The 21,709-nt window shown below is 42.6% G+C and carries 12 protein-coding genes; 11 read left to right on the top strand and 1 reads right to left on the bottom strand.

Features of this window, described 5'->3' with window-relative positions:
* Positions 1 to 36: 36 nt before the first annotated feature.
* The 6 genes from feoB (at position 37) to WJP93_RS04715 (ending at position 7,451) form a co-directional block, all read left to right on the top strand.
* The gene (gene feoB / locus WJP93_RS04740) at positions 37 to 2,409 is read left to right on the top strand and encodes a ferrous iron transport protein B (protein ID WP_337547161.1); all 2,373 of its coding nucleotides are present in this window, start codon (positions 37 to 39) and stop codon (positions 2,407 to 2,409) included.
* 127 nt (positions 2,410 to 2,536) lie between these two features.
* Positions 2,537 to 2,941 carry a hypothetical protein gene (locus WJP93_RS04735; protein ID WP_066563832.1) on the top strand — a complete coding sequence of 135 codons (405 nt, stop codon included), beginning with the start codon at positions 2,537 to 2,539 and terminating at the stop codon, positions 2,939 to 2,941.
* The gene (locus WJP93_RS04730; protein WP_156501023.1) at positions 2,904 to 3,077 is read left to right on the top strand and encodes a diguanylate cyclase; all 174 of its coding nucleotides are present in this window, start codon (positions 2,904 to 2,906) and stop codon (positions 3,075 to 3,077) included. The genes WJP93_RS04735 and WJP93_RS04730 overlap by 38 nt, the downstream gene beginning before the upstream one ends.
* A 156-nt stretch (positions 3,078 to 3,233) precedes the next feature.
* The gene (locus WJP93_RS04725; RefSeq protein WP_066563834.1) at positions 3,234 to 5,369 is read left to right on the top strand and encodes a TIM-barrel domain-containing protein; all 2,136 of its coding nucleotides are present in this window, start codon (positions 3,234 to 3,236) and stop codon (positions 5,367 to 5,369) included.
* A 162-nt stretch (positions 5,370 to 5,531) separates the two neighbouring features.
* Positions 5,532 to 6,497: an ABC transporter permease subunit gene (locus WJP93_RS04720; RefSeq protein ID WP_337547160.1), complete on the top strand. Its 966-nt coding sequence runs from the start codon at positions 5,532 to 5,534 to the stop codon at positions 6,495 to 6,497.
* 18 nt (positions 6,498 to 6,515) lie between these two features.
* Positions 6,516 to 7,451 carry a carbohydrate ABC transporter permease gene (locus WJP93_RS04715; protein ID WP_066563839.1) on the top strand — a complete coding sequence of 312 codons (936 nt, stop codon included), beginning with the start codon at positions 6,516 to 6,518 and terminating at the stop codon, positions 7,449 to 7,451.
* Between the two features lie 131 nt (positions 7,452 to 7,582).
* Here WJP93_RS04715 and WJP93_RS04710 read toward each other — a convergent pair whose 3' ends face one another.
* Entirely contained in the window at positions 7,583 to 9,886 is a 2,304-nt protein-coding gene (locus WJP93_RS04710) for an AraC family transcriptional regulator (RefSeq protein ID WP_066563842.1), read from the bottom strand.
* 356 nt (positions 9,887 to 10,242) lie between these two features.
* Between WJP93_RS04710 and WJP93_RS04705 the strand changes: the two genes are divergently transcribed.
* The 5 genes from WJP93_RS04705 (at position 10,243) to WJP93_RS04685 (ending at position 21,677) form a co-directional block, all read left to right on the top strand.
* Positions 10,243 to 11,871, top strand: a complete 1,629-nt coding sequence (locus WJP93_RS04705) for an extracellular solute-binding protein (protein WP_066563845.1) — start codon at positions 10,243 to 10,245, stop codon at positions 11,869 to 11,871.
* Positions 11,872 to 11,961: 90 nt separating this feature from the next.
* Positions 11,962 to 15,558, top strand: coding sequence for a hypothetical protein (locus WJP93_RS04700; protein WP_337547159.1), 3,597 nt, complete (start codon positions 11,962 to 11,964; stop codon positions 15,556 to 15,558).
* Positions 15,555 to 17,204: a glycoside hydrolase family 43 protein gene (locus tag WJP93_RS04695; protein WP_337547158.1), complete on the top strand. Its 1,650-nt coding sequence runs from the start codon at positions 15,555 to 15,557 to the stop codon at positions 17,202 to 17,204. The genes WJP93_RS04700 and WJP93_RS04695 overlap by 4 nt, the downstream gene beginning before the upstream one ends.
* Positions 17,205 to 17,284: 80 nt before the next feature.
* Positions 17,285 to 18,610: a glycosyl hydrolase family 28 protein gene (locus tag WJP93_RS04690; RefSeq protein WP_066563860.1), complete on the top strand. Its 1,326-nt coding sequence runs from the start codon at positions 17,285 to 17,287 to the stop codon at positions 18,608 to 18,610.
* A 16-nt stretch (positions 18,611 to 18,626) separates the two neighbouring features.
* Positions 18,627 to 21,677 carry a heparinase II/III family protein gene (locus WJP93_RS04685; RefSeq protein WP_066563863.1) on the top strand — a complete coding sequence of 1,017 codons (3,051 nt, stop codon included), beginning with the start codon at positions 18,627 to 18,629 and terminating at the stop codon, positions 21,675 to 21,677.
* Positions 21,678 to 21,709 lie beyond the last annotated feature (32 nt).

Below are 21,709 nucleotides of genomic sequence, written 5' to 3'. Positions count from 1 at the left end.
TCAAAGTCGATATATTCACAAAGGAAGTGACATAATATGACACTTAAGGATCTTGAAATAGGAAAGACAGCGGTTGTCACCGTTGTTGGAGGAGAAGGTGCGCTGAGGCAGCATTTTCTTGATATGGGTGTGATTCCCGGAGTTTCGGTGACGGTGGTAAAGCTGGCGCCGATGGGCGATCCGATGGAGCTTAGAATCCACGGATATGAGCTGACTCTTCGTCTGGCAGATGCAGAGAAGATTTTAATTGATGAATCTTCTGTGACAAAGGCAGATGGCAAAAGGGAAAAGAACACAAAAAATATTTCCAAAGAGAATGCTGTGACAGAGCATCCTGGTCTTGGTGAAGGCGGACGTTTCCACCAAAAGGCAGATGAGCATCCAGTTCCTAAGGGAACAGTATTGACATTTGCTCTTGCAGGAAATCAAAACTGCGGAAAGACAACACTTTTTAATCAGTTGACTGGTTCAAACCAGCACGTTGGAAATTTTCCAGGCGTGACAGTTGACAGCAAAAATGGTCAGATTCGAAATCATCCTGATACGCTTGTGACGGATCTGCCTGGAATTTACTCAATGTCTCCCTACAGCAGTGAGGAGATTGTGACAAGAGAGTTTATTATTAAGCAAAAGCCTACCGGCATTATAAATATCGTGGATGCCACAAATATTGAGCGAAATCTGTATCTGACAATGCAGCTTTTGGAGCTTGATGTGCCTATGGTGCTTGCACTCAATATGATGGATGAGATGCGCGGAAATGGCGGATCTGTACGCATCAATAAATTGGAGTCTATGCTTGGTATTCCAGTTGTCCCAATCTCAGCAGCAAAAAATGAGGGTATTACAGAGCTTATAAACCATGCAATTCATGTGGCACAATATCAGGAAAAGCCAAGCCGACAGGATTTTTGCGATGAAAACAGTCATAACGGAGCAGTTCATCGATGCCTTCATGCAATAATGCATCTGATCGAAGATCATGCTGTTAGGGCAGGTATTCCGGTGCGTTTTGCGGCAAGTAAGCTTGTTGAAGGCGATCAGCTTGTTGAGCAGGCATTAAACTTAGAGCAAAACGAGAAGGAAATGATTGAGCATATCATTGTGCAGATGGAAGAAGAGCGTGGACTTGACCGCGCGGCATCCATCGCAGACATACGTTTTTCATTTATTCAAAAGCTGTGTGATCAGACAGTGATTAAGCCAGGTGAAAGCAAAGAGCATGAAAGAAGCCGGAAAATCGATGCAGTATTGACTGGACGTTATACGGCACTTCCAATGTTTGCTGCAATCATGGCACTTGTATTCTGGCTGACATTTGGTGTGATCGGCGCAGGACTTCAAAATGTGATGGAGATTGGAATTGACTGGCTGACGCAAAAGACAGATGCTGTGATGACGCTATGGCAGGTCAATGATGTGCTTCATTCTCTTGTAATTGATGGTATATTTAATGGTGTCGGAAGTGTACTTAGCTTTCTTCCTATTATTGTTACACTGTTTTTATTCTTATCATTGCTTGAGGATAGTGGTTATATGGCACGAGTTGCCTTTGTCATGGACAAGCCGCTTCGTAAGATTGGCCTTTCCGGACGAAGCATTGTGCCAATGTTGGTTGGATTTGGATGTACAGTGCCTGGTGTAATGGCGACAAGAACACTGCCGTCAGCGCGCGACCGTAAGATGACGATTATGCTTACACCATTTATGAGCTGTACGGCTAAGCTTCCCATCTATGGATTTTTTACATCGGTATTCTTTCCAAAGCAAAGCGGTCTTATCATGATTGGTCTTTACTTTTTAGGTATAGCAATGGGTATTTTAACAGCTGTTATTTCCAGAAAGACTATGTTTCATGGAGAGGCTGTTCCATTTGTAATGGAGCTGCCAAATTATCGTCTTCCAGGAGCAAAAAATGTACTCCAGCTGATGTGGGATAAAGCAAAAGATTTCCTTCAAAGAGCATTTACTGTAATCTTTATGGCATCTCTTGTAATCTGGTTCTTGCAGACATTTGGATTACATTTAAGCATGGTAGCAGATTCAAAAGACAGCATTTTAGCTGCAGTGGCAGGTGCAATCGCACCAATCTTTGCACCGCTTGGTTTTGGTGACTGGCGTATTTGCACATCTTTAATTGCAGGATTTATGGCAAAGGAAAGCGTTGTTTCTACACTTTCAGTATTGTTTGGAAGTACAAAGACATTGTTGGAAGTACTCTCGCCGCTGTCAGCAGCATCTCTTCTTGTATTTTGTCTTCTGTACACACCATGTATTGCAGCAATCTCTTCCATTAAAAGAGAGCTAGGAACAAAATGGGCAGTAGGCATTGTGCTATTCCAGTGTGCTGTAGCATGGGTGGTAGCATTTGTAGTTCATTTGATCGGAATGGCTATTTTAGCGTTATAACAAAGGGCAGTCGAAAGACTGCCTTTTCTGCATTGAAAATCCCTGTACGCTGTGATTAAAACAGAGGGCAGGAAATTGTTCAGTATGAGTATGATGTTCCAAAATCGCAGAATGAAAAAAATGGATAATGATGTTAAAAACACATTGGGTTGATTTTGAAATCTTTGCCGATGATGTAAGTCTTTATCGCACAGAAGGAAAGCGAACAGGTTTTGTCCATTTATTCGAGGTTCCAACAGGAAAGAAGCTGACGGTTCAATTTTTTCATGTCTCAGAAAAAGCAGCAGATGCAATTGAGCAGTCAGATTTTCAAATAGGAAATCGAAGCGGTATATATCGTATGATTTTGGTCAAAAATATTCATGCTGGTATATTTGCTGTGTTTGCAGCAGTGTCGGGATTTACAGCCATATTTGCAGGCTTTTATATGCGTAAGGCATGGACAAGGCAGATATGCGAAAGTTTGATATGTCTTGGTGCTTTTAAAAGAATGTATGCAGCGCGTGAAAGAAGCACTTGCAGCGGCAGATAAAAAGACTGATATTCCGATTTCAGCAGCGATGGGATATGCATGGAGTGATGATCCTGACAAGGATACAGAAAAACTGCTGCAAAGTGCAGATGCTAAGATGTATGAAAATAAGCAGATGATGAAGAGGCTCTTTTGAAAGAATTGTCATTTTGCAAAAATGTTTTTGAGTATGATATTGTAAAAATTAAGCAAGTGTAAATAATCAAAGTATTTTTCAAGTCCGCTTGATGTTAGAATGATGGTATCAGGCGGACTTTTGCTTACGCTATTAATACGGAAGGAATGGAAAAATATGGAGACAAGTAGAAAGCAAGAAACAGGATTAAAAGAAGAACAGAAATGGGAACGGATCGCATTAGGCGTCTGGAAGGTGCGTTTTGGAACACCATCTGCGTACACTCCAACTGCGCACAGAAGTAATGAAATCAAGACGGAAGCGCTGTCAGTGCTTTCGGCAGAGCAGGGCGCAGAGCCACAACTTCCGTTTGGCACAGATGATGTTAATATCAAGCAGACAACACGTGGAATCGTGGTGACACTTCCGATGAATACAAGTGAGGATATCTTTGGATTTGGCTTGCAGCTTCAGAGCGTCAATGCAGCGGGAAGAAAACGCTATATAAAGGTAAATTCAGATCCGAAGATGGATACTGGAGAAAGTCATGCACCTGTGCCGTTCTATGTGTCAACTGCCGGATATGGTCTATTTGTGGATACATATCGCTATGCTACATTTTATATGGGAACTAGTGCCGAAAAGGGTGCCTCTGCAATGAAAAAAGAAGTGAATCAGCCGCACAAAGAATTTAGTGAGTCAGCATTGTATGCATTTAAGCGAGCAGAGGAAGAGCGAAAGGTAATCATTGAAATTCCGTCAGAAAGCGGCATTGATCTGTATTTTTTTGCAGGTGATATTAAGACGGCAGTTCAGCGTTATAACCTGTTTTCAGGTGGTGGTTGTAAGGTTCCCATGTGGGGGCTTGGCATGTGGTACCGCGTGTATGGCGGTAGCGATCAGGAGCATGTGAAAAAATTGGCATCACAGTTTCGAGATGAGAAGATGCCGATTGATGTGATTGGATTAGAGCCTGGCTGGCATTCTCATTCATATTCCTGTACCTATGAGTGGAGCAATCTTTTCCCAGAGCCGCAAGACTTGATTGATGAGCTGACGCAGAGCAATTACCACATTAATTTGTGGGAGCATGCATTTGTTTACCCGGCAGCAAAAATTTATGACAAACTAGTTCCATACAGCGGCGATTATGAGGTGTGGAACGGTCTTGTGCCAGATTTTTCAATGGAAGAGACTTGTGAGATCTTTGGTGACTGGCATGAAAAAGAGCTGATTGACAAGGAAATTACCGGATTTAAGCTCGATGAGTGTGATAATTCAGATTATAATCCGTCCTGTTGGTCCTTCCCAGACAGCACCGAGTTTCCAGGAGGAATGGATGGTGAGCAGATGCACAATGCAATAGGACTTCTTTATCAGCATATGCTTGAAAAAGTATTTCATAAGAAAAATATTCGTACATTCTCGCAGGTTCGTTCCTCTGGTGCACTTGCGGCACCAATGCCATTTGTGCTGTATTCTGATCTATATAGTCACAAGGAATTTATTCGTGGTATGGTAACGTCATCGTTCTCAGGACTTTTGTGGGCGCCGGAAGTGCGTGACTGTGCAAATGGTCATGATCTGCTTCGCCGTGTGCAGACCGTTTGCTTCTCAGATCATGCATTGTTAAATTGTTGGCGAATCCCAAATGCACCGTGGAAGCAGGTAGACATTCAGAAGAATTTAAACAACGAGCTAATGGAGGAAGCCCAATATTATACAGACGAATGTCGAAAGCTGTTTGAGCTTCGTATGTCGCTTGTGCCATATCTGTACAGCGCATTTGAGGAGTATCAAAAAACAGGACTTCCGCCAGTGAGTGCCGTAGTAATGGAATATCCGCAGGATGAGGCAGCGAGAAATCTGGATGATGAATATTTCTTCGGAAAGGATCTTCTTGTATGCCCGCTGACACTTGAGGATGGAACTAGCCGTGAGGTTTATCTTCCAGAAGGTAATTGGTACAATTTCTTCACAGGAGAAAAGATCGAAGGTGGAAGACGTCTTGTGTTGGAAGCTGACTGGAATGAGATGCTTGTTTTTGCGCGTGACGGTGCACTGGTTCCGGTAGCAGAGCCTGTGATATGTGTCACAGAGGATACTGTATTTAATATCACAGTAAAGAGCTTTGGAACAAATAAAACAGGAAGCTGTGTGCTGTATGAGGATGATTTTGTATCATTTAATTATGAATCTTTGGTTGCAAAGAAGCAGATTAACGTCACTGTCGGTGACAATGGTAAATTTATCGTATCTGGTGCGAAAACAAGTACAAAATATCACTTTTTGAACTGTATCGTAAAAGATTGAACTGTAAAGTAAGATATTTATAAACATCTGCGCCTTGTAAAACAGGCGCAGAATTTGTTATGAAATCTAACGGATTGTAAAAGGCGGTAGCTTTTGGGATTTTTTTTCAGCAAAGAGTGCGCTACAATGCAGACAAGAAAACAAAAAGAGAGGTGGAGCTTTATGAAAGCAAAAACAAAAACAAACCCTCGCAGTAAAAAGGGGGATGGTATCATCAAAAATCTTCTGTATGATATCCGCTACAATCCATATCTGTGTCTGTTGGCACTACCGGCAGTCATCTGGTTCTGCGTATTTTCTTACGCACCATTAGTGTATTTGATAGCTTCCTTTAAGAAGTACTCAGCCGTTAAGGGACTGTGGGGAAGTGATTGGGTTGGCTTTAAGAACTTTAAGGCATTCTTTGGTTCCAAGAACTTCTATACGGTAACGTTTAATACCTTATATTTAAATGCACTTTTTATTATCAGTTCCATGCTGGTATCAATTTTGATTGCAATTGCACTTTCTGAGGTATCAAGAAAGTGGTTTAAGAAGATTACACAGTCAGTTGTCATTCTGCCGCACTTTATTTCATGGACAGTCGTTGCACTTCTCTGTGAGGCACTTTTAAAGACAAACAATGGTTTTATTAATAACATCTTAGCAACACTTGGATTTGAGAGAATCAACTTCTATCAGAATGCAGATGTATGGCCGGCACTTCTTACATTCTTAAAAGTATGGCAGGGTGCAGGTTATGGCTCTATTGTGTATCTGGCAACTATCACAGGTCTTGATCAGGAGATGTATGAGGCTGCCAGAGTGGATGGTGCAACAAGAGGTAAATGTATCCGTTACTTGACACTTCCTTTGTTAAAGTCAACTGCAGTCATGCTGTTTATCATGAGCATCGGAAAAATCTTCAATGGTGATTTCGGTATGATATACAACTTGGTATTAAATAATACCATGCTGTACCGTACAACAGATGTAATTGATACATATGTATACCGTATGTTAGTTGAGTCAAGTAACATCGGACAGTCTTCTGCGGTATCCTTGTATCAGTCTATTATGGGTCTTGTGATCGTTCTTGGAACAAATGCATTAACGAAGAAGTTAGACCCAGATTCTGCATTATTCTGATGAGGGAGGGAAAGTAAAATGGCAAAGAAAGAAAAACAAAAGAAGCAATATGATGCGAAAAAGCATATTCAAATGACAGGAAGCGACCGTGTGATGAATGGAGGCTTTTATCTGTTTATCACAGTGTTCTCGATCATTTGTCTGATTCCGTTTTTGTTAGTTTTAGGTTCCTCATTTACTGCAGAGCGTGCATTGACACAGAATGGTTACAATATCTGGCCGTCTGAGTTTTCGCTGGATGCGTACAAGCTTGTATTCGTCAGTGGCGATATCCCGCAGGCATACCTTATAACTGTTGGAACAACGATTGTCGGAACTTTTTTCTCAATGGTATTTACATGTGGTGCGGCATATGCGATGTCTGTAAAGAATTTTAAATCAAGAGGCGTGCTGGCACTGTTTATCTACTTTACTATGCTGTTTAACGGCGGTTTAGTAGCAAATTACCTTCTGACAACAAAGTTTTTACATTTGCAGAATAACATTCTTGTTTTGCTGCTTCCTAGCTTTTGTAATGCATGGAACATTCTTCTGATGAGAAATTTCTTCAGCGGAATTCCAGCTTCTCTTGCAGAGTCTGCAAAGATTGATGGTGCAAACGATATCACAATTTTGATTAAGATTATAATTCCGATTTCCCTTCCGGGAATCGCTACGATTGGTTTATTCTACGCACTGACATACTGGAATGAGTGGTATAAGTGTCTTCTGTATATCGACTCCAGCCACAGCCAGTACTACACCTTACAGTATTTGATTCAGCAGATCTTACGTCAGGTAAACTATGCAGCAAACCAACCGGCAGAGGCAGTAGGTCTTAATTCGCTTACACTTCCGACTTATGCATATCGTATGGCAACCATAATCGTTGCAATTGGACCAATTATCCTGCTGTATCCATTCTTACAGAAGTATTTTGTACAGGGTCTGACAGTTGGTTCCGTAAAGGGCTAAGAGAGAATAATAAGCAGAAATGCAATGTAATTGTAATAAAAAGGATAAGAATTGAAAGCATAAAAAAGAGCATCCGTCAGGGTGCTCTTTTTGCGTGATGGAAAAGCTTCAAGTAATTTAAAATAGTTGAATTACTGCTCATTCTGCTTCTTTTCTTTTCGGTACTCATTTGGCGTGGTGCCCATATGCTTTTTAAAGAATGTGAAGAAATAGTTCTTTGTTGAAAATCCAAGTTGATCGCTGATATCTTGAAGACTTGTGTTTGTGTCTGCAAGAAGATGGCAGATCAGTTCAAGTTTTTTTTGAATGATGTAGTTTGAAAGTGAATCGCCAGTGTTTTCCTTGAAAATGCTTCTAAGATAGTTGACGGATAGATGAACCTCGCCTGCTAAGAAGACAACGGAAAGATTTGGGTTAGACAAATTGGAATCAACTAGCTCTAAAATTGTATGAATAAGCTCTGGCTTTTCGCTGCTGTGACTCTTAATCTCCGCCAACTCTTCAATGTCTTGTTTTCCACGATTTAGAAGATAATTTTGAATCGTGTTGATGTCAAGCTGAGTTAAAATGGCGATCTCCCAGGGGAGCGTCTGAACCATCAGATCATTTGCATTTTCAAAACGTTGCATTGCAACCTCAAACTGAAGAATAGAGCGAATCGTCTGATCAAGATGAAATTGCCTAATTACATTGAACAAGTCAGTCAGTGCATTTGAGAATGCGTCAAAATCTGTATTTTTTAGAGCTGCGATTGCGGCAGAATCCAGTTCATATGGATAATGCTCGGCTGCTGGCGATGGCAGAGAGAGTTCATCAGCAAAGTGGATGGAGCCATCTCCAGTAAGGAAACGTCGATTCAATGCATCCTGCGCGCTGCGATGGGAGAATGACAATTCATCTAGGTCTCTTACACGCTCACTGACACCGATTGACAATGTAATTTGGAAGGTACTCTGCATAAATTCCTGTCCTTCAAGTAAAATGCTTCGCAGTGTCTCATTTGTTGCATCATCGTGATTGACAAAATAGATAACGCTTGGGAAGAACATATCCATATTTATAAAGAGAACCTTAGATTCCATTAGCTCATTAAAAACATTGCTTATGGAGTAGCGAAGAAGACCAATTCCGCCTGAATCCTCCTTTTGGCTGGAGGAAAAGTCGATGCTTATGACAACGATCTGGCTGTATGCGTGGCAGAAATACTGGTTTAGTGCTTCGTATTCCTGCGGATAAATCTGGTTTGCATTGATTCCGTTTGTCATAAGGCGCTTTAAGGTAATGCGATCCTTTTCCTTTAGCCAGTTGTTGCTCATCGCCTGAAGGTGTGCATTTGCTGTAGTAATATTTTGGTAAATGCCTGACAAATACGTAAAGTCATCCATGCCTGCAGTTTGTACAGTTGTTTCAGTAAGTGCAGAGCTGTTTGTGATCGTTTCCTTGAACAGGCGAAAGGGTTTGTAGACGATCACGCTAACACCGAAAGTAACTAGCATGCCGAGTACGATGAAACATACACCATAAAGTAGCACAACCCAGATCAGATGATTTGATGTGTAGAGTGCATTTTGATTGAATACAGAGTAATATGTCAAATCCATGCCGCTGTTATGTAAATAGACAACTCGACTTTTTAGTAGTCCAGAGCCTTCCAAGAAATGATCCGTTTTTGAAACACGCTCGGTGATTTTTTTGTAGGTATCATCATCATTTACATTTGTACCCCACAGCTCTGGGTCAGATGAAATAAGCACATCGCCATCACCACAGACCTCAAGGATGTTGATATAATCGCTTGACTCAAGCTGAATCATTTCCTCATAAGCATCACAGTCAATGTTTACAACAATTGCACCTAGCTTTGAAGTATGGATAATCAGTGAAAATACGCGCTGAGAGGCAAATTTAGGACCGCGGGACACCCATCTAGGCAGACCATAATAGAAGGCGATGTTCGGAGTATGTTCCTGCAAAAAGGTGAAAAGCTCCTGATCGTAGTGCGTTTCAATTGGGCTACGGTTATAGGCATCAAGTACAGTTCCAGTTCGAAAGTTAATGAAGTAAAGTGAATGAATCAGTGAACTTGTCTGCTTCATCTGATCATAAATTTTTCGCCCCTGTAATCCTGTTGTTTGCGTATAATCAGTGGAATACAAAAGCGCTGACATATCGGCATCTTCCATAATTTTAAAGCAGCTGCTGGCGATATCCTGCAGTACAGATTGATTTAGCTGGTAGGCACGGTTGATGCTTCGCTCCTGCATATCAGATAGTGTATGTCTGTAGTCATCATTTACATAGTATGTGATTAACGCAGAAAAGAGCAAAAACAAAGCGGCCGATACTAGTGCGTATGTGTGAAAAAGCTGTTTAAAATAAGAGTGCTTTTTTAGCTCTTGCCGGTATAGCGTGAGAGGGGAGTGATGTTGTTTCATAAAAAACCATACCTTTCCGTTCTATGTGTAGTTTTTTGCCGAACTTAATTATTGTAATTGTATCATTGGTACAAAAGTTTGACAAGCATTTGCATCTTAAAAAATGAACTTCAATTTTCAACACTGGGAAAAATAGTTAAAAAATCAACTCATAGTGCATTTTTATACTTTTTATACGATTTAGCATTCATTCTATATGATAAATGAGGGAGAGCAACAGTAAATAGTATAAATGCTACTGAAAAGCACAGTCTGTTAGTTTGTAGTGTTGAAAATCCAAAATTTTTAGCTAAAATGGAGCCATACCCAAACAGGGAGCCCCAAGAGGGAACAAACCAGAAAGGCGGATTATAAGAATGAAGAAGATGACAGGAAAAATGGCAATGGCGATGGCAGGTCTGATGGCGTTTGGTACAATGGGCACAGGCGTAACTGCAATGGCAGCAGAAGATGGAGACGTGGTAACAATCAAGTTTATGCATAAGGGACCAAAGCCAGACAACTGGGATGCTGTATATGCAAAGTACGAAGAAGAGTACATGGATGAGGTTGGCGTAGCACTGGACATCACATGGGTTGAGCATGCTGATTATAAGGATAAGTTAAACCTTGAGATTACAAGTGGAAATGACTGGGATCTTGTTTTTGACGCATCATGGGTTCAGTTAAAGAATCTGGCACCAGAAGGCTATTATGCAGACCTTTCTTCCTATTTTAACAATCCAGATGAGTATCCAGGACTGGCAAAGGCATTCTCAGAAGAAGTAATGGAAGCAAATATTTGGTTCGATAAGATGTGTTACATTCCACTGTTTGAGACCTATGGAAATGGTATTCCAGTCGTATGGTACAGAAAAGACTGGGCAAAGGATTGGGGTGTAGGAACAGACGGTCAGATCAACAGCTATGATGAGATGGAGCAGTACTGGCAGGCAGCAAAAGATGCAGGTGTTATTCCTTACGGTGCAACTCAGGCAAGAGGTTTCTTCCAGCAGCTTTCTGTTCGAGGTGAAGCACAGGAAGGATCTGCACAGGCTGGACTTCAGTCATTCTCATCTGCAGGCTTGACCATTTGGACTTATGTAAAAGATGGCGAGCTGGTAAGCTATGCAGTAGAAGGCTCCGGCGATGAGAACTTTAAGGATTTCCCAGAGGGATGGAATCATGATTTTGGTGCTGACCGTTATGAAAAGTTTGCCAATTGGCAGGATGCAGGTTATATTGATCCGGATTCCCTGAGTGTAACTGATTGTGGTACACCGTTTGAGGCTGGTCTGAATGCATCTATCGTTGGTACACTGGATGATTACGTAGCAGATATGAAATACGTAGACTCCTGGAAGGCAGCAGGAGATGATGATGCAGAACTGGGTTACTTTGTATACGTAGATTCGATCCGTGATAAGGAAGAGGGAGCGATTCCAACTGACCGTTCAGGTAATAATGGTCTGGCTATTCCAACAACCTCCACAAAGATTGATGCAACGATGAAGTTCCTTGACTGGATGTTTGGCTCTCAGGAAGCACACGATCTGATTCAGTATGGTATTGAAGGAACAGATTTTGCGTATGGCGAGGAAGAAGGAACAGTAGATGTTCTGAGTGATTACAATTCTCAGTTTGGTGGATATGGCATGACTTGGAATCCGACCTATGCGCTTCTTGGAACATACTATGATGATGAGACACTTGCTTACAGACGTTATGAACTGGAAGATTCCACATTTGTAACCATGCCTGTAACTGGTTTCCACTTTGATACCTCTGATGTTGATTTAGCTACCTCTGTTGCACAGTGTAAGGCTGTTACCGATATGGTTGCAACTGTTAAGCTGCATGGTATCCGCGTAGATGGCTATGGTAACTCCTACGATACAATTAAAGAGATGTTGAAGGCAAATGTTGACGAGGCTATGGAGAATGGCGGACAGGAAGTTGTTGATGCACTTGTTGAGCAGCTGACTGCGTATCTGGCAAGCAAGTAAAACAAAATTTAAAATCGAAATAAGTAACGCGAAGGCGGGCGGTGTGTGAAAGAAATACCGCCCGCTTTTTACATAGGGAGGACAGGCAGAATGATCTTGGATGATAATGGCTTTTTTTACCGAGGGCTTTTTCAGTATAATAAAAATACAAAAGATTACTTTCACAATCCAGTACTGGCAGTGTGCCTGACATATGAGACAGAGAAACTGCCGTTATTTGTCACCGTTGAAATGACGCTGGAAAAGCTAATCGGCAATGCAAGTGTACATCGCACTCTTGTTACGGCACAGGTGTGCATGACAAAGAGCAGACAGTGGTTTTATTTAAGAAAAGAAGATTTTTCCTTGCCGCTTTCGCGGTCGCGTGAGTATCGTTTTGTAAGGCAGATTCGAATCTATGCAAAGCAGGATGGGCAGCAAACTATAGCAGAGGAATGCGCAAGTATCTTGTTTGATGAGTCTAAAGCAGCTATAAATATTTCCGACGAGAAGAAATGTAACAATGTGCTTTTTGTCGAGGCGCTTTCCTTCCAGAAATCTGATGGCGTCAGTATCAGCACTCCAGTGTGTTCAAAGTGGACAAAGCCAGGCGAAACAATTGAGTATTCGGTTACGATAGAAAATGAGTGCAGGACACCTGTTATGGTTCATCTGTCAGCAGAGGATGATGGCTGGAAAGAGTTAAAGCCACAGATTTCAGATTCAGACTGTGGTTGGCTGCATCTGGAAGCATCAGAAAGCAAAAATGTGACAGTAACTATTTCTATGACTGATACGTTGGCACCAGGCGGCTGCGAAAAATTTCCGATTCATGCGAAGTGGAAAGTAATTGAAAACACAGACGAAAAAAATGAGGGAGACAGCACAATTACACTTTATGCAATGCGAAAATTGCCGCATCCATGCGTTATTTTCGATGATGATCTATTAAATGAAATTCGGCAGAAAATCAGTCGTGCAGATTGGGCAAAGGCAGCATATGAAAAGGCATATAAGGCATCAGAGGAATGGTCGTATCCATCAATTGATTTTAACAAAGACTATTTGTTTGACACTTCTCATGCGCATCATGCAAGAGACTGTGCAATTATATATCAGATCAGCGGCGAGATTCGTTTTGCACAAAAAACAGCAGCATTTTTAAGAGAGTGGAGTGCACCAGATGGATATCGCAGACTTCCACGTGCCGGTAATCAGGAGCTTGTGCATGATGGAGAGTTTTTTAAAAGTGCAGCTTGTGCATATGATTTGATCTATGACTGGGATGGTTGGACAGAAAAAGATCGAGAGAATATCGAGCAGACAATGCGTTTTTATATGGAATATATTGATGCAGAGATTTGCAGCGGTGAGGCATCAAACTGGCTGCTTGCTGAGATTGCAGGAGCTGTTTACAGTGCAGCTGCATTAGGTGATAAGGAGCGTATGGAGCGTTTCTTATATGGACCGGGAGGTGCTGCCGACGAACTAGCAAAGGGTGTGCTTGATGATGGTTGGTGGTATGAGGCTTCCATCGGCTATAATTTGATGTGTGCAGGACTTATGTCAGAAATATCGGTGGTAGCATTACACTTTGGCATGAATTTTAAGGATATTAAGGTTACACCAGCTTACCGCAGAACAAACTGCGTGGCAGAGGCACGCTTTGATGGTCTGTCCAATGATATCTGGGGTGAAAATACAAAAAACTACAGAAGCATTGAGATGCTGTGGGACAGTCTGATTACTTTCTATGATTATCGAGGAGTTGTTATGGGAATCAATGACTCTGCCGAACAAAAAAGCAATGCGCAGACAAAGGCATTTTATAAGCTTGATTATGAATTGGCTTATCGCTTGTACAAGAAGCCAGAGTATGCTTATATGATTTCAAGACTTGGCGATGATGAGCGAAATGTATTGTTTGGAGAAGAGGTGCGTCCTACATATGAGTTAGACGAGCTTCCATATGAAAAGAGCTGCTATGCGCAGAATGCAGGATCTGTTGTGCTTCGTTCCCATAAAAAGGATCGTCCAATCCGCGAGCAGATTCAAGTCGGACTCAAATATGGCTCTCATGGCGGTGCACATGGTCACTATGACAGAGCAAGCATGAATGGACTTATGCGTTATGGCCGTTCTCTTACAAATCCAGAAAATATCTGGTACAGCTATCATACCTTCATGTATAAATTTTATTGTCAGACGTCAATCACTCACAATATGGTCACGGTCGATCTCAAGCAGCAGGAAGCCGCACAGCCAAAGCAGCTTTTGTTTTATACAGGTGATGCAATGCAGGCATTTGGTGTCGAGAATAACAGCAGATGGAGCTATCCGCCGTATGGCGGCTGGCCGGTAGGCAAGCAAAAGACAATTGAAGAGCGCCAGTGGATGGAGGGTAGGAGCTTTCCAATTCCAGAAAAGCATCCAGAGTATGCAGTGCGAAGCGGCTTCACAGAGCCCGTTATTACAAGACGAGTAACTGTCCTTACAGATGATTATGTTGTTAACTTTGATTATGCAAAGAGTAGTCAGCCAGAGATCAATCATGATTTCCAATGCATTTACCATCTGCAGGGTCTTAAAAAAGTGGATGATGCGCTGTCGATTGAGCGTCATACTGCGCAGTTGTCCGATGATCCGCTTGGAAGTGCACAATTTATCACAGACTGTGATTGGTATGAGACAAAGAATGGGGTAAAAGAAGGCAGTCAAGCAGTCGACGGAATAAAAGATAAAGCTGCTATAAAATTCCAGTTTCATACTGAGTATGCAGAAAAGAAAAATAATTTCTGGCGATACGACTGGAAGTGGCAGAATCGCACAGCATATAACGAGTACGGAACACTTGATACCGATCTGTATTTTGTTTCGATGAAGCAAGATGACAGTATGCAGTTTGCCATTGCCTGCCCACCAGAATTTGCTCTTGTAAATAAGCGTTTGTACTGGAAGGTATGCGCAGTAATGGAGAAAGATAAGGCATCTGGTGAACAGGAAGTTGTTCTCGAAGAGGGAAAATTTGGTGCATGGATTCTTGGAAAAGAGACTGTCGATGTTGCACTTGACGGTGTGAAAAAGCTGTATTTAAAGGTATTTACCGAGGATGGACGCCAGGGCGATTTGTACGAGTATGAATCACTTAAAACCATTTTCTGGGGGAATCCAGTGATTGAGACAACAGACCATCAGAAGCTTGCGATGGCAGACTTAGCTTACCTTTGTGAAAATACCGATGAGGGATGCGGTGTTGGAAAGGATTATGAGGGAGGCCGCGTGACCATACAGGCAGAGGAGTTTGATAAAGCTATTCCAGCAGAGCCGAAAGACAAGAAGAAGTGGGGAGTTATCACACTTGATCTGGAAGGACTGAATGCGGCACGCTTCCATGCAGTAATCGGTGGTGATTATCCAGTTGGTGACGAAAGTGGAAAGAGACGAACTATTTTCCAACAGCAGACAGGAAACAGTGCATGCTTTGCAAGTGTCATTGAGCCGCATGAAGGCGATGCAATGGTACAGTCTGTGCAGTATGCAGGAGCGTGGAGCATCAAAGTAATACTTGCCGATGGCAGAGAGCAGATTATTTCTGTAAAGGGAATTGAAAATACGCAGGAAAGTGACACAACGAAGAATAGTGTCCGAATCTTGTTAGAAGAATATCAGAAAGGAACACTCATAAGAAGTGAGGAGACAGCCAGATGAAAGTAAAGAATCCGATCTTAAGAGGTTTTTATCCAGATCCGTCCATCATTCGGGTGGGGGATGATTATTACATAGCAAATTCAACTTTTGAGTGGTGGCCGGGCGTAAGCCTCCACCATTCAAGAGATCTTGTGCACTGGGAGAAATTGCCGTCACCATTAAATCGCCAGTCACAGCTAGACCTGCGCGGTGTTGGTGCCTCACAGGGCATATGGGCACCATGTCTTACCTATGACAATGGAACATTTTATTTGGTTTATACCGTGGTAAAATCTTTTTATTGCAACATGTACGATACTGCCAATTTTCTTGTGACTGCCACTGACATTCTTGGTCCATGGTCAGAGCCAATTGCACTCAACAATTTTGGATTTGATCCATCGCTGTTTCACGATGACGATGGAAGAAAATATATGGTCAGCATGGTGACTGATCATCGCGTGCCGAAAAAATATGTAGGGCGTCTTGTATTGCAGGAGTATGATGACGAGCAAAAGAAGATGGTAGGACCTGTCAGGGAAATTTTCTGCGCAGATAAAGTCTATCTGGAAGGTCCGCATATTTTCAAGCGAAAGGATTGGTATTATCTGTTTGCAGCAGATACTGGAACCGGAGAATTGCACGGACAGTCGATTCTTCGCTCCAAAAATGTCTGGGGATCATATGAGTGGTATGAGGGAAATTCTATTTTGACAGCAAGAGAGCATCCAGATTTCCTGCTTCAAAAATCTGGACACTGCGATCTTGTTGAGACACAAAACGGTGAGTGGTATGCAGTTCATCTGTGTGGTCGTGCACTTGAGAATAGAAATCCAATGGATGCACCGCGCTTTGCAGGGGCAAGACGTTACACACTAGGAAGAGAAACGTGTATACAGAAAATGAAATGGACAAAGGACGACTGGCTGGTGTTGGCAAATGGAACAACGCTTCCTGATTTGGAGACAGAGGTGCCGGATGAACTAGCTGACAAGGCTCAGGCAGAGCAGAAAAATCAGCAGAAGCAGCACGATCAGCAAGAATTTGGTGATGGCATGTTTGATGATTTTGATGATCCGTCAGGTCTGTCGGTGGTCTATCAGACACTTCGCCAACCGCTAACACCGGGCTATTGGTCACTCACCGAGCGTTCTGGCTATTTACGTCTTCGTGGACAGGAAGGTCTTTCCTCAAAATTTAATCAGAGTCTGATCGCAAGAAGATGGGAAGAGTTTTGCTTCGAGACTGCGACATGCGTGGAGTTTGAGCCAGAGGTGTTTAAGCAGATGGCAGGACTGATTTTGATGTACGATCAGGACAACTATTTTTATCTGCATGTCACATTTGATGAGGATGAGGGAAAATGTATCACACTGTTAACTGCAGAGAATAAAAAATATGAATATCCTGCTGGTTTTGTGCCGATTGAATCAGGAAAACCAGTCTATTTAAAGGCAGCCGTTGACTACGACAAGGCGCAGTTTTTCTATGCGGTAGGTAATCAAAATTATCAGGCGATTGGTCCAGTGCTCGATGCAAGCATTTTGTCAGACGAGGCATGCAACGAAGGATGGTTTACAGGAGCAATGGCAGGAATTTGTTGTCAGGATCTAACTGGATTTGGAAAAGCCGCAGATTTTGATTGGTTCTCATATAAAAATGTGTAATTGATCAGAACTTTACAAAAATGATTTTGCAAATGAAATTCTGAAATCTTACAATACTATTGAACTTGAGGAAAAATAAAATGGCAGTTTATAGAGCAAAGGAATTTGGCGCAAAAGCAGATGGCGTCACAAAAGATACCGCAGCGATTCAGCGTGCGATTGATATCTGTGCGCAAAATGGCGGCGGACGTGTGCTGCTTGAGGATGGCACATTTTTAAGCGGAACCTTATATTTAAAGAGCTATGTCTATCTGGAAATTGCAGAGTCGGCACTGTTAAAGGCAAGCCCAGAGATTTTTGATTATGGGACAGACACGCATCACAATCGCTACCGCAATGAGACCGAATTGGATCGTTGCTTTTTGTTCGCACAAGATGCAGAGGATTTTGGTCTGATTGGATATGGAATGATTGATGGTAACGCGGAAAGCTTTCCAAATGCAGGGGATAAATATCGTCCGATGATGTTACGCCTTCTGAACTGTAAGCAGTTTCATCTGGAGCATCTGCGTTTGATGAATGCCGCAGCGTGGACAACGTGTTTTCTTGACAGCGAGTATATCTGGGTACATGGTGTGGATATCCGAAATGAAAAACGCTACAATGGTGACGGACTTGATTTTGACGGCTGCCGTCATGTGTGGATATCTGATTGTCACATAAAAGGAACTGATGATAATTTATGCCTGCAGTCAAGTGGCCAGACAACAGAGGATATTCATATCACAAACTGCGCATTTACATCCGTGTGCGCAGGCATTCGCATCGGTTTAAAGTCTATTGGTGATATTCAAAATGTCGTGATCAGCAATTGCACGATGCATGGAATTTATCGCGAGGGAATTAAGATTGAGTGTACCGAGGGCGGTGTGATTTGTGATATTTTGATCGAAAATGTTACGATGCGAAATGTGCGAAGACCACTATATTTCTTGCTGAATCAGCGCTTCGAGCCAGATGATCTGGGAAGTTCTGTGGAGCTTACTGCGATGCCCAAGGTGGGAAAGATCGAACGCATTCGCGTCAGTGGAATTACCGCAGTGGACGAGGCATGCATGAGCGAAAAGCAGTATCGCTTTACCGATGACATCATGGGTGAGCCAAAGTTTAATGGCATTCGCGTTGACGCAGCAAAGGATCATGCAATTCGCGATCTGATACTTCGAGATGTGTTTTATCACAGCATTGGCGGCGTGAAGGCATCGGAGATTCCAACTGAGTATCCAGAACAGACTGAGAATTATTGGCCAGACTGGAGCCGGTGTGCATTTGTGTATATCCGAAGAGTGGATGGACTGACGTTGGATCACGTGGTATGCGATTGTGAAAATGAGGATGAGCGTGTGCCATTTCTTATTGAGGAGTGCAGTCATGTGAGCGGAACAATCGAGGTCAGAGACAAGTGAGGAGGCAGATCGAAAGATGATAGAAAATGAGTTGAGGCAGCTGATCAGCAAGGCGAAAGCGTGTCTTACGGACTTGTGTCCTTATACAACGCACGTTGCGCAGCTTGCATTGGAGGATATGATACAGCAGGCAGAGGCAGCAGTAGCTCAAGATGAAAATGACAAAAATGACGAAAGTGGAGTATTACCGTTCACAACGAAACGCGAGTTTGGCAATTGGCATTGGAACAAAGAGGATGCTTGCCAGTTTGCAAAGAAGCGTTATACGATGGCATCCGTCTGGTTTGAGCCGGGAAAGGTTTACAGTACATATGGATTAGAGGATGCGTTGGCATGGTTTCAAACGCAGGATTTGCGAAAGTCGCTTGTTGTTTCTGAGATTGATGAAAACAGTTATGTGAATCAGTCTGGAAAGTTTGAGCTGTCTATGGCAGAGACTTGCGAATATTATGAAAAAATATGCCGTGAATTTCTGTCTAATGTCACCTATGGAGATTCAATCGGCCAGTATAGCAAATCAGCGGGAGAGGCGCTTTTACAGGCATTAAATCAACTGACAAAAATCAGAGAAGAAAACGAGAAAAATATTGCTGATAACAGTGTCAATATGGATGATATAACCGCAAATCCAAATGATACAACCGCAATTGCGAAGGCTCTGGCAGCTTGCCTGAATGCATTGTGGGATCTTCGCACCTCACGCGTGCTTCGCAGCGAAATTGGTTTAGAATCTGGCGGAAACCTTCTTCTTAGTGCAGCTCAGATGGAGGAAATTCGCCATAAAATCGAGTCCGATCCTCTCACGAAGGGTCAGTACGAGCAGATAAAAGCGCTTGCTGACAGCGCGTCTCTTGAACAAAGAAAATCAGCGTACAGCGCACTCTTTGCCACAAGTGATAATTATGAGCAGTTAAACCGCGAATTTGTCATTGAGACAAGCGCAGGCAATCGCCCAAGTTTTGCAGTTCCAAAGGGAACCGTGTCAGCATCGTTTGCACTTCGACTGCCTCGCGAGGACAATGAGCGCGATGGCCTTGGTAACATTCAGGTTTGGAATATTGGCTTAAAGGCTTCAGAGGGAGAGAATATCTATCTTGATATTGAGACAGCAAATAGTTTGGAAGTGAATGAACGTGAGACAGCAGTTTGCAAAGTAACACTGTGCAATAAAACATCCGATCACGAGGCCGTGTGGACATATGACAAAGAGATTTTGCTGCGAGACGACGCGATTTACACGGTAATGTTTGATGCAAAGCAGGATGGAAAGTTAAAAAAGGGTATGCAGATTGAGCTGACATTCTTTGACAAAGAGGGAAATAAGCTTGGCACACGCGAGGAAAACTTTAATCGCAAGTCATGGCTTTATGTGAAAAAATACAATCTGTACACTCAGTGTGATGCAATTTGTTACTGGTATACAAAAGATACGTCATATGCAGAAAAGTCAAAGATTGAGATGCTTCATTTCTTAGATGATTTTTGTCAGGGTGCGCATCACTGGCTGCGTTACAACGAGCGTCCGGAGGGAAGCGATGCTTACGGCGGAGTGCAGGGAGGAAGAATCCTATTTACAATAGCTGTAGCATATTCGATGATTCGTGACAGCGGAGTATGGAATAAGGAAGAAAGGGAGCGCTTTTACGGTCTTGTTTCTTATATGCTGCGTTATCTGGCAGATCTTCGTGACCGTACACTTCTGACAAAGGATCGGGCACAGCGTGGAAGCAGCAACTGGCAAACCGATATGCACATCGGAAGCTCAGCTATTATGATGGCAATTCCTGATTTTCCAAATCGAAAGCTTTGGATGTATAATTCCGAGGCAGTGCTTCGGGCTCAGTTAGACTATAAATTAAATGCAGATGGCTCATGGCCGGAATCACCTCGTTACCATTTTGCTTCGCTGGAGCATTTTTCATTGTATGCAAGACTGTGGGAGCGTGAGTCTGGAGAAAATTGGTTTATCTCAAAGAATGCTAATATGCCGGGACTTATTGATATGTTTCGTTATCCACTGTACACGCAGACACCGCCATATGCATATTTTAATGACTGCATTGCCACACCGCCGTTTGGCGATCATAAGCTTGGAAATGGAACCGAGTTTGCGTTATATGGTTTGTACTGTGATCAGGTGGCACAGTATGATAGTGACACCGCTCAGAAAATGTACGCGACATGGTGTCGTGCAAATAAGCCAGTGAAGGGTTTTTGGGGTGAATCGGTAACATTAGAGAATTTGATGTATTCGTCTACACTGCAGGGTGGGGCAAATGCACAAGCTAGTATTGATCTTAAATCCTGTGCATCATTCCCAAATTCAGGAATCTATGTATTTCGTGATCAATTTGGCACACCGCAGGAGAATTATTTGGCTGTAATGTCCAGCCCGAAAAATATTGGACATGGTCATAAAGATCAAGGTGCTTTCATTTATTATTATCATTGTATTCCTGTTATAATGGACTCTGGAATTGAAGGCTATTTTGAGGCAAGCACGCCATGGCATATCTGCTCGTACTCACATGCTGTCATGCAGTTTGAGGCACCACCGCACGGACCGATACAAAAGACAGCAGGCTTTATAAATCTGAGCGCAGGTACATACAGCCTTGAGCGTGGTTGGAATGACGGCCCGGATTGCAGCAAAGTTACACAGCTTTGCCTTAATGATAAGAATGACAACAGCGAAAGCATCTCTGTGGAAATTAAAAATCCAAAGGGATGCGGTTTGCAGCATCGCACGATCACGATTGACCATCGTGCTGAGACGGTTACAGTACAAGATGTTGTTACTGATTTTTCAGGCAATGTTTTGTTTAATCTTCCGATTCTGGCAAAATCAGCAGTACAAAATGAAAATGAAATTTTGGCAGACGGATATTATGGTGTGAAAATTAAGATTACAATTCACTCAAATGCAGAGTCTGCTGTGATCGAGTCGGGACGCGCAACACCGATGGCACCGGGAGCGAATGATCACACCGATCTTTTGTATCTTCGCATAAAGGCAAAGGCAGAGGATGGAGTTGCCATCACGATTGCGCCATACAAGGAGCGATAAAAGAAAAAACAAGATAGATAAAATCAGAAAGC

It is taken from the genome of Anthropogastromicrobium sp., assembly GCF_037349415.1.
GTDB lineage: Bacteria > Bacillota > Clostridia > Lachnospirales > Lachnospiraceae > Anthropogastromicrobium > Anthropogastromicrobium aceti.
Note: the sequence above shows the minus strand (reverse complement) of the source record. Positions and strands in the feature narration are given on the sequence as shown.